This window comes from Streptomyces sp. NPDC060366, from assembly GCF_042725135.1.
In the GTDB taxonomy this organism is placed as follows: Bacteria; Actinomycetota; Actinomycetes; order Streptomycetales; family Streptomycetaceae; genus Streptomyces.
This window is the reverse complement of record NZ_JBHXDC010000028.1, coordinates 58799-69281: the sequence shown is the minus strand read 5'-3', so window position 1 is coordinate 69281 and position 10483 is coordinate 58799. Positions and strand designations below refer to the sequence as shown.

Annotated in this window: 8 protein-coding genes; 2 read left to right on the top strand and 6 right to left on the bottom strand. The window is 70.8% G+C overall.

Annotation, left to right across the window (positions count from 1 at the left end; all coding sequences use genetic code 11):
• On the top strand, positions 1 to 276 hold a 276-nt coding region (locus ACFWHU_RS36250), incomplete at its 5' end, for a flavodoxin-dependent (E)-4-hydroxy-3-methylbut-2-enyl-diphosphate synthase (RefSeq protein ID WP_387230398.1).
• A gap of 120 nt (positions 277 to 396) precedes the next feature.
• A complete protein-coding gene (locus ACFWHU_RS36245) occupies positions 397 to 609 on the top strand; it encodes a DUF4287 domain-containing protein (protein WP_385793750.1) in 213 nt (70 codons plus the stop codon).
• A 162-nt stretch (positions 610 to 771) separates the two neighbouring features.
• On the opposite strand, the gene ACFWHU_RS36240 is transcribed toward ACFWHU_RS36245, so the two are convergent.
• From ACFWHU_RS36240 to ACFWHU_RS36215, 6 genes are all read right to left on the bottom strand, one after another.
• A complete protein-coding gene (locus ACFWHU_RS36240) occupies positions 772 to 1617 on the bottom strand; it encodes an NAD(P)H-binding protein (RefSeq protein WP_387230396.1) in 846 nt (281 codons plus the stop codon).
• Positions 1618 to 1724: 107 nt separating this feature from the next.
• Positions 1725 to 4154 (bottom strand): ATP-binding protein, encoded by a 2430-nt coding sequence (locus tag ACFWHU_RS36235; protein ID WP_387230394.1) that lies wholly within the window; start codon positions 4152 to 4154, stop codon positions 1725 to 1727.
• Positions 4155 to 4466: 312 nt separating this feature from the next.
• Positions 4467 to 5879 (bottom strand): protoporphyrinogen/coproporphyrinogen oxidase, encoded by a 1413-nt coding sequence (locus ACFWHU_RS36230; RefSeq protein WP_387230392.1) that lies wholly within the window; start codon positions 5877 to 5879, stop codon positions 4467 to 4469.
• 232 nt (positions 5880 to 6111) lie between these two features.
• The gene (locus ACFWHU_RS36225) at positions 6112 to 7716 is read right to left on the bottom strand and encodes a class I adenylate-forming enzyme family protein (RefSeq protein ID WP_387230390.1); all 1605 of its coding nucleotides are present in this window, start codon (positions 7714 to 7716) and stop codon (positions 6112 to 6114) included.
• A 56-nt stretch (positions 7717 to 7772) separates the two neighbouring features.
• Complete coding sequence (locus ACFWHU_RS36220; RefSeq protein WP_387230388.1) at positions 7773 to 8954, bottom strand: UbiA family prenyltransferase; 1182 nt, start codon at positions 8952 to 8954, stop codon at positions 7773 to 7775.
• A 37-nt stretch (positions 8955 to 8991) separates the two neighbouring features.
• Positions 8992 to 10356, bottom strand: coding sequence for an FAD-dependent oxidoreductase (locus ACFWHU_RS36215; RefSeq protein ID WP_385793786.1), 1365 nt, complete (start codon positions 10354 to 10356; stop codon positions 8992 to 8994).
• Between the last annotated feature and the right edge of the window lie 127 nt (positions 10357 to 10483).

Genomic DNA, 10483 nt, shown 5'->3' with positions numbered 1-10483 from the left:
GACGAGGTGACCGCGGGCCTGGAGGGCATGGAGGTTCCGCTGCGGGTCGCGGTGATGGGCTGTGTCGTGAACGGTCCGGGTGAGGCGCGCGAGGCTGACCTGGGTGTGGCGTCGGGGAACGGCAAGGGCCAGATCTTCGTCAAGGGCGAGGTCATCAAGACGGTCCCCGAATCCAAGATCGTCGAGACCCTCATCGAAGAAGCCCTCAAGATCGCCGCGGAAATGGAAGCCGACGGAGTCCCGTCGGGTGAACCGTTGGTCGTAGCGGGGGTGTGAGACGGGGACGTCCGGCGGGATCGAAAGTGGCGCAGGCCACTTTCGATCGACCGATCACTTCGGCGGTTGCCACCAGTCATAGAGGCGAAGAACACCACCAGTGAAGGGGACACCGCCGAGATGACCGAAACCGTGAAGGGCCCTGCCGCCTACTTCCCTTCGATCGAGAAGAAGTACGGCCGGCCGATAGCGGAGTGGAAGGAGCTGATCCGCTCCTCACCGTTGACGAAGCACATGGACCTCGTCTCCTGGCTCAAGACGGACCACGCACTGGGCCACGGCCACGCGAACGCCCTCGTGGCCCACACGCTCGCGGAGAACACCGGAAAGTAGGCCGGCCGGGCTTACCGACCGGCTTCCGGCGCCCCGCCGACACGGGGCGGGGGCGTCACCAGCCGTGCTCCGCCAGAGCGGTTCGTCACGCCGTGGAGGCGTGTTGTGTAGTCGGCTTGCGCATCAGCGGACGCGGCGTACGGCAACCCCTCCGAACGACGTTCAGACCCCCCAACCACCCACCGCCGCCGTGGACTTGGTGAACTCCGCGAACGTCCGCGGCGCGCGGCCCAGGGCTCGTTGGACGCCGTCGGAGACGTAGGCGTCCGTGCCCTCCCTGAGTGGTGCGATCACGTCCGCGAAGGCTTCGGCGTCCGCCGGTGGCAGTCCCTGTCGGACGAGGTCCGCGACGTACTCCGCCACGGAGACCGGCGCGTAGCGGATCTGGCGTCCCACGGCCGTGGAGATCGTGGCGACCGCCTCGGTCAGCGTCACCGTTCGGGGGCCGGACAGCTCGTAGATCTGACCCGCGTGTCCGTCCTGCGTCAGCGCCGCGACCACCACCGCGGCGATGTCCTCCGCGTCGACGAAGCTGGCGCCCCCGTCGCCGGCGGGCAACCGCAGTTCACCGGCGCGGACGGCGTCCGCGAAGAAGCCCTCGCTGAAGTTCTGCGCGAACCAGCCCGGCCTGCTGATCGTCCACTCCAGACCGCTCTCCCGCACCGCGGCCTCACTGTCGAGGATGCCTTCCAGGACGCCGCCGCTGTCCTTCGCGTAGTCCGGGTTGTCGATCCCGCGTCCCGAGGCCAGGACGATCCGCCGGACCCCGTGCCCCACCGCCCGTTCGACGAACGGGCGGACGAGCTTCGTGCCGTCCAGTTGAACGATGTAGAGGGACCGCACGCCCTCCAGGGCGGAGTCCCATGTGCGGCTGTCGGTCCAGTCGAAGACGTGCTCGCTGTTACGGGCCGCCGCACGGACCGGCAGACCCTTGGCCCGCAGTTGGCTGACGACGCGGCGGCCGGACTTACCGGTCGCCCCGGTGACGAGAATCGGATGTTCAGACATGGCTCCAGTCAACCGACCGGCACCGAGACGATCCATGGCCGAGACGCTCCACCCGATGTCCGGGCGTCCACGTCACGGCCATGGTCGCCGTGCCCTGCGGACACGCCCTAGCGGCGCACCAGGCCCCCCGCCGCCGCGCCCTGGACGCCCGCGTGCGGGTCCAAGGGGCGCAGCATGCGGCCCGCCACCTGGACGCGGGATGTGCAGCCGAGCTTCTGCATCACCTTGCGCATGTGGTTCACCGCCGTCCACTCCGCGATGCCCAGCCTGCGCGCGACCTCGCGGTTGGTCAGGCCCTCCGTGACCAGCATCGCCACTTCGTGTTCGCGCCTGGTCAGCGAGCCGACCAGGTCGGTGGGGCGCGGCTGGTGGTCGGTGCGTTCGATCAGGGCGAGGGCCTGTGCGACCGCCTCGTCCGGGGTGCACAGCCCGCCCTGCTGCCAGGCCGTGTCGAAGGCGCTGCGCCCCATCCGTTCGCTGACCTGGCCGAGCAGGGTGCCGCTCACGGCATTCGGCTGGCCGTCCAGGGTGTCGCCGACCCGGTTGCGGAGGGCGTCCGACGCGCCGAGCAGCAGGGCCGCGCGCTCCCACACCGCCGCCGTGCGGCCGTACTTGTAGGTGAGGAGTTCCGCCAGGACCGCCAACCCGCGTGCCACTTCCGGCAGATCGCCCCGGTCGTGCAGCAACAGCAGTGCCCGGCATGCCAGTTGCTCAGCCCGGTCATAGTCACCCTGACCACCTGTCAGGCCCGCCAGTGTGAGCTTCGCGCGGGCCGCCGAGCGGGCATCCTCCGCGCGCTCGAAGAGCCGTACGGCCTCCGTGGCGTGCCGCGCCGCCGACGTGGTGTCTCCCCGGTCCCGGCGGACCTCGGCGAGGCGGGCCAGCACTGCCCCCCGACACCACTGACCACCGCCTCGCGGGTCGAGGTCCGCCAGGACCAGTGTCAGTAGGTTCTCCGCGGCGGGGAGATTCCCCCCGATCTGGGCGAGCCTGGCCAGGTGCAGGCGTACGGTCGCGACCCCCGGACCGTCGGCCAGTTCGGTGTACGCGGCCAGGGCCTCGTCCAGCCAGGGCTTGGCCGCCGCCGGGTCGTCCGTCAGCAGCAGCGCCTCGCCGAGCGCCTCCAGGGCGGCGAGGCGTACCCGGTGCCGGTCGATGCCGAGCCGCAGCGCGGCGGACAGCCAGTGCTCGGCGCTCGCCACCTCGCCCCGGAGCAGCCAGTACGGCTGCGCCGCGGTGGCCAGTGTCGCCACCGCCTCGCCGTTGCCCGCCTCGACCAGGAACTCCAGCGCCGCGAGCACGTCCTGGTGCCAGTGGTCGAACTGCTCCAGCGCCGCCGTCTGCCCCGGACCTTCCAACTCGCTTCGGATCCCGTGCAGTTGCCGGATGAAGAACACGGCGTGGTCGGCCCGTACCGGCCCCAGCGCGTCCTGGCGTCCGAGGTGTTCCAGGGCCCGCGCCCGGGACCTGCGCAGCATCCAGAACCGGATGCTGCCGTCCCGCTGTTCCTCGGTCAGCAGCGCGCTGTGGTCGACCATCTCCTCCAGCGCCTGCCGGGTGACGTCGAGCGGGAGTTCGAAGACCCCGGCGGCCTCGGCGACACCGAAGCTCTCGGTGAACACCCCGAGCCGTACGAGGAGTTCGACGGCCTGCGGAGCGAGGCCCAGTGTGTCCGGGCCCGCCGCCGCGTCCGTGGCCGTGCCCGGGTCCGTCAGCGTGCCCGGCGACCGGCTCAGCTCGTCCAGCAGGGCGCGCGGCGAGCTCACCTTCAGCCGTGACGCGGCCAGTTCGATGGAGAGCGGCAGCCCGTCGAGCATCTGGCAGAGCTTGGCGACGGTCTCGCGGTTCTCCTGCGTGAGGCGGAATCCGGGCCGTACGGCCTTGGTGCGGTCCACCAGCAGGCGTACGGAGTCGACCTGCCCCAGCCGGGCCAGGTCGGCCGTGTCGCGCGCCGTGGGCACCGCGAGCGGGAAGAGCGGGACACGGTGCTCGCCGTACATACCGAGCACCTGGGTGCCGACGGTCACCAGACACAGCCGCCGGGCGGCCGAGCCGACCGCCTCCCACAGCTCGGCGATGCCGCGCGGAGGGCGGCTACCGCAGTCGAGTACGAGCAGGAAGTCCCGTCCGCCGAGATGGTCGCGCAGCAGATCGAGCGGGGCACGGTCGCCCGCCGCCTCGCCACTGTCCGACGCGCCGTCAGCACCGCCGTCCGGCAAGGGAGGCGGCGTCAGCTCCAGGGCCTCCGCGACCGCGCGGGCGAGCCCGCCGTCGGGATCGCCGGCTTCCAGCCGGAGCGTGTCCAGCTCCAAGTACCGTCCGCCATCGGCGAATTCACCCGCGATCTGTTCGAAGAGCGCGTCCGCCAGTCGGCTCTTGCCCACGCCGACCGGGCCGGTGAGCGTGAGTACCTGCCCGTTCGGAGCGGCGGCGCGGGCCTTGAGATCGGCCAGTTCCGCGTCCCTGCCGACCCGGGAGGTGAGCGCGTAGCGCGCCCGCTGGTGGGTGGAAGGCGCGAGGTCCGCGCCTGCTCGCACCGGCTCGACGATCCGTATGGTTCCCTTTGTTCCTTCGTTGTTCTGCGCGCGCATTCCAGCCCCCGTGGCTCATCTTGTTCGCACGACCAGCTCAATTTTCTCTCCCCCGGAACCTCACAGGCCGCGTCCAACGATCGGTCAAGGCTCGGTCAATAGGTGGTCACTAATGTCACTCCAGTCACTGCCGCAACATGGCCGGAACCCTGCTCCGACCACGGCAAAAGCCGCCCGCCCGCCGGTTGTCCGGCGAGTGGGCGGCTGATGAAAGGTGTAGACCCTTACGCGCCGTCGGACGCGGTCGGACGCGGTCAGTCAGGCTCGGGCCGTCGGTACCGGCCCCTGCGCGGCGGCCGGATCCCGCCGCCGTGACAGGATCCGCTCCGCGGCCAACTCCCCGGCCTGTACGGCGGCTTCGCTCGTCGGCCGCTGGAAGACCCAGTCCCCGGCGTACTCCACCGCCCGCGTGGGCCGGTCCAGGAAGGCGCCCTGGAGCCGCAGGGCGTCCGGGGTGGCCTCGGGGGCCGCGTACGGGAACCGGTGCACGTGCGACGCGATCAGCGCCTCGCGCAGCTCGGGCACGTACCTCGTGGCGCGCCCCAGCAGCTTCTCGACGACCTCGTCGTCGGGCCGGTCCATCAGCTCGTCGGTGGCGCGTTCCGCGGTCAGCATGCTGACCAGTCCCTTACCGCGCGGCGCCCGGTTGGCCGCCTTGAAGTGCTCGAAGGTCAGGCCGGCCAGATAGCCGTCCTCCTTCTCCGGGATGAGCAGCGCGTAGACCTTCTTCGTGCCGCGCGACTGGCGGACCGCCAGGGGGCGGTCCACCTGACAGGTCACGCGGATCATGCGGGAGTACGACGTGGCGTCCAGGAAGGGCAGTTCCTCGGCGGGCGCCGACGGATACAGCTTCCTTGCCACGGGCGCCGGCACCGCGAGTACGACCTCACGGGCCGTCACCACCCGCCCGTCGGCGAAGACCAGCCGTACGCCGCCGCCTGGGTTCTCGGTGACCTCCTGGACGGCCCTCCCGGTGTGCACGGTCAGCCGCTCCGCGACTTTCCGGGCGAGGGAGTCCATGCCGTCGCGGTAGGTGCGCCAGCCGTGCAGCCCCCGGGTGGCGACCATCGTGGCCACGAGCGGAGCGACGCACGACCGCCGCGTGTCCCAGGCCCAGCCGGTGCTCGCGGCCGGCTGGAGGAGATAGTCGTGCAGGTCCGGGTGTTTGCCGTCGACGAACTCGGCGACCGTGCGCAGGCCGAGCGGGCTCTCACCCGGCCGCCGGGTGCTGACCTTGCCCAGCGACGGCAGCAGCCCGCCCAGCATCCCGGTCATGGCTATCCGGCCGCCGAGCGACAGCCCCGCGCCGGTGAGGGTGCCCACCCAGTGCCCGCTGCCCGCGTGCGCCTTGCCGTCCCGCCAGACACCGGCGAGGCTGCCGACCTTGAGCACCCCGCCGTCCCGGTCGAGGCCGACGTCCTTGATCAGCCGCCAGGTGGACGGGTAGCCGTGCGAGGCCAAGGTCTCGGTGCCCTGCTCCACGATCCAGCCGTCCTCCTGCCGCGCCCGCATCCGGCCGCCGACGTCGCCGTCGGCCTCGAAGACCTCCGGCGCGCGGCCGGCTTCCTTCAGCCGGTACGCGGCGGTGAGACCGGAGATCCCGGCGCCGACGACGGCGACGTCGACGTGCGTGCCTGTTTCTTCGGCTGCCTGTGCCTCTGCCTCTGCCATGGCTGCGCTCCCTACTCAACGCTCTGGGCCGGTTCGTCCTGAATCGCCGGACGGGCTGTGTGTGATGTCCTCAATCGCCGGACGGGCTACGTGTTGTGTCCTCAATCGCCGGACGGGCTTGAAGTACCGCCGGACCGGCTCGAAGTACCGCGGTACCGGCTCGAAGTACCGCGGTACGGGCTGGAAGTACCGCCGGACGGGCCGCTCTCGCCGCCCGCCCGGCGCCCCCCGATTACGTCCAGCGCCCCGTGCCGTACGTCTCCTCGCCCAGCAGTCGCTCGCGCAGCTCGACACGGCGCACCTTGCCCGTGCTCGTACGCGGGATCTCCTCCAGCGGCAGCACCCGCGGCGCCCCGAGCGCCGGCAGGTCCGCGGTCGCCCGCTTCCACTCCGCCTCGTCCAGCGTGCCGTCCTGCGTGCAGACGACGGGCAGCGGCAGCTGGCCAGGTATGCCGATCACCGCGGCCTCCAGCAACTGCGGCAGCCGGTCGGCCAGTACGTCCTCCAGCTCGATGCAGCTCATTCCCGGGATCACGTCCACTTCGCGGTCCAGCAGCCGGAATGCGCCCGCGGCGGTGCGCAGGCCGTAGTCGCCGGTGTTCCACCACTTGCCGCGCGCCTTGTCCTGCCAGCGCCGCTGCTCGCCGAGGTAGCCGATGCAGCGCCCGTCGGTACGGGTGAGCAGCACGCCGGGCTTGCCGTTGGGGACCGGCTTCATCGTCGCCGGGTCCACCACCTTCATCCCGGTGAAGCCGGGGATGGGGCGGCCGACGTCGCGCGTCGTGGGGTGCCGGTCACCCTTGGCCGCCAGCGCCCTGCGGGTCAGCAGGCGGAAGGTCATGGGGCCGGTCTCCGACTGGCCCCAGCCCTGGAGCCACGCCGGGAACCGCCGCTTGCTGGCCTGCAGGAACCGGCGGACCGTGGGCGGGTGGATCGCGTCGAAGGTGCTCACGTAGAGCCGTACGTCCCCGTACAACTCCGGCCGCTTGCCCGCCAGTTCCTGCCAGCCGATGTACGTGGCGGGCAGCGCCTCAAGATACGTCGGCTTCCGCTGCGCGAACATCCGCTCGGCGGTGGCCGGACGGGCGTCGGCGAGCAGCAGCGCGTCCTTCGGCTCCAGCTTCAGCGTGCCGGTGCTCCAGGTGATCATCCGCATGTGGTTGAAGGGGGTGGCGGTGGCCACCGTGTCGGAGCGCTTCATCGCCACGATCGGGAAGCGCAGCGACTCCGTACGGCCGAGGTGGCCGAGCACGGTGTCGACGGAGTGCACGACGAGCTTGGGCACCCCGGTGGTGCCGGAGGTGTGGGTGGCGACCATCGGCTCGTAACTGGCCGCGGTGAACACCTTCGGGGTACGCGCCCCGCGCAGGTCGTCCAGCGCCACCGTGCCCGGCAGCGCGGCGCCGACGGTCACCGTGCGCGGGACGAGGGACTTCAGGTCCACGCCCTGCTCGTCGGCCGCGCGGAGGATGTCGGCGGTGGTGACGAGCAACTGCGCGTCGGCGCGCTTGAGTACGGTGCCGAGCGTCTGCGCCGGGAGACCGCCCGCGATCAGGACGGGGAGGGCGCCGAAGCGCGAGGCGGCGCAGGCGAGGAGCAGATAGTCCCAGTGGTTGTCCTTGGCGATCGCGACCCGGTCGCCGGGCCGCGCCCCCGCCTCGTACAGCAGACCGGATGTCTCCTGTACGAGCTCGGCGAGCCCGGCCACGCTGAACTCGGAGCCCGCGCCGGGGGCGATGTCGAAGGGCCGGCTCAGATGGAAGCGGGTGCTGCGGCCCGCCTGCGCGTGTTCGTCGAAGAGCAGGCCGAGTCCGGTCGGTTTGTTCTTGGTAGCCATGTCCGTTTGTCCTGTCCGGAGTTCGGGCCGCCGGCTCGGGCCGCGGCCGTCGCCCCTCAGCTCGCGAAGTGGATGAGGTTGGCCAGGACGATGCCGGCGACGCCCGTCCGGAACGCCACCACTCCTCGCCTGCGTGCCAGCAGTGCGTCTCCGTTACGGCTGAAGGAGGTGAACTGGCGCAGCCGCAGCGCCATTTCGGGCAGCAGGGCGGCGAAGAACCACCACGGCGCCCAGCCCACGGCCGATGCCCCGACGGTCAGCAGCAGGTCGACGGCTGACAGCGCGCCGATGAAGACCAGGTTGCCGCGAGCCGACGTGTGAACCGCGACCGTGCTGCGGCCGACGGCCGCGTCCCCGCTGATGTCCTTGGTGTTGGAGTAGCAGGACACCAGGATCTGCCAGAGGCCGAACAGCACCGCCTGCACGAGCACGAGGGCGGGCAGATGGCCGGTCACGAAGCCGTAGGGAGCGACGACGATGACCAACGGGCAGCCCATGATGAGGACTTCGCCGAGGCCCCGGTAACTGAGCTTGAGACCCCAGGAGTACTGGAAGCCGGCGAACAGGACCAGCCCGGTGACGACGAGCGCCCAGACCGGTCGCTCGGGGGCGGCGAGCGCCGAAGCCGTCCAGAAGACGGTGCCCCAGAGCAGGCTCAGATACCCGAACCTGGTGGCCTGAGGGACCGTCAGCGCACCGGTGAGCAGGGGCTTGCGCTCCAGGGGGCGCAGCGGAGTACCGCCGGTGCCGAGGTAGTTGGCGCGGTCGCTGCCGTCCTTGATGCCGTTGACGTCGTCGAGGGCCATCACGGCGGAGATGACGCCGATCTCTCCGAGGAGGAAGAGCAGCAGGGTCGTCAACGTATCGGGCGCGAACCGCACACTGCCGGCGAGCGCGGTCCACAGCACGAGCATGCTGAGGTAGTAGTCGAGGACGAACTCGAACTTCGCGAGCCGCGCGTACGCAACGAATCGGCCTCGGGCCCCGGAGGCGGGCGACGCGGCGGGCCCATTGGCGGCCGTACGGCCACCGACGCCCGTCCGCGTGTCGCCGGCCGGACCCCGTCGGGCGCCGTCAGTGCCCGCGCGGGACGTGGTTGCCGCGCCGGCGCCGGCGCCCGATTCCGGTGGGCCGGACGCCGTGCCGGACGTACCCGTCGCGGTGTCGACGCCGCCACTGGGCCGGCGGCCCCCCGCCCCGGCCCCGGCGTCGCCGGAGGCGGGAGTGAACGCGTTCATGTCTTCTCCCCTGCTCTCCTGCTCTCCGCGGCCCGGCTCAGCCGGCCGTCGTCAGCTTTCCGGCCGTCGTCAGCTTCTCGGCGGCCCGGATGCCGGAGAGCATCGCCGCCTCCGAGATCGGCGCGGTGAAGTAGTCGCCCGCGAAGACCACCGGCGCGTGCTGGAGCCCGATGACTCGCGCGGACATCCGGTAGCGGCCGGGCGCGGGCAGCGGCATCGCGTGCGGGCGTACGGCGATCTCGAACGGCTCCGCGTCGTCGACCGGGAAGTCCGGCCACAACTGGGTGACCAGCCGGGTCGTCTCGGCGTACTGCTCCTCCGGCGACAGCGCGAGCAGCCGGCGCGTCTCGGCGCGGCCCGGGTAGACGAACGCGAGGTGCTTGTCGATCGAACGCCCCTGCTCGTCCTTGACCTTGCGCGGGAAGGTGATGATCGTCTTGACCGGCGGGTCGTCCGCGCCCGCCGCCACGATGTGCGCCTCGGACGGCATGCTGCTGAAGTCGACCAGGTACGAGACCGACAGCGCCGGCTCGTACACCTGGGTCTCCAGGAACTCACGGGTGTCGCGGCCCACGATGTCGTTCGGCAGCGCGGCCGTCAGCTTGGCGGCGACCGGCGCCGTCGTGGCGACCACGACGTCGTCGAAGACCTCGGAATGGCTCTCGCCGTCCGCCGACCGCGCGGTGATGTGCACCCGGCCGTCCGTCACCTGGAGGTCGGTCACCTCGTGTTCGAGCCGGATGTCCGCGCCTTCGGCGTTGCGCTCGGCGATGACCTCCATGCCGTTGCGGAACACGAAGAACTTCGCACCGGCCACCTGCGCCTGCATCGCCCGTACGTGCGCCGCGGAGATGTCCTCGCAGCGCCACAGCCAGAACGACTCGATCTCCGGCCGCAGCAGGTTGTCGAAGCCGCGCTGCGACAGGCTCTTGCGGGCGTACTCGGCCGCGGTCGTGCCGTCGTCGAACGGAGCGAGCTTGATCGGGTCGAAGATGTCGAGCTGCTTGCGCTTGAGCGTCTCCTTCATCGTCCCGGTCAGGAAGCCGATCCTGTCCTTGAGACCGACGTGCTTGTACGTGAGCAGGCTGCGCAGCGAGTCGGAGAGCAGCTCGGCGGGCTCGCCCTTGTCCACGACGATGACGTTGTTGGACATCTCCACGAGCTGGTCCTCGAGACCGTACTCGTGAATTCGCTCGAACATCAGCTTGTAAAAGCTGGTGAACCAGAGGTTGATGCCGACGGAGGGCTCGATCTCCGAACGGTGCCACGAGCGAGCCCGACCGCCGAGTCCGGCGGCCGCCTCGAAGATGACAACCTCGCGGCCCGCCTTGATCAACTCTTTGGCGGCGGCGCAGCCTGCCATCCCTCCGCCGATGACAGCGGTCCTCTCACGCTGGCTCATTCGCTTTACCCTCCAGGGAATGTCTCGGATTGCCCTCGACTGTTGTCGCCTGTTCTCGCCGCAATTTAGGAGGGTGAAGCGGCTGTTAGATATAGCAGTCATCCAGGAAATGACCCGCATACACCTG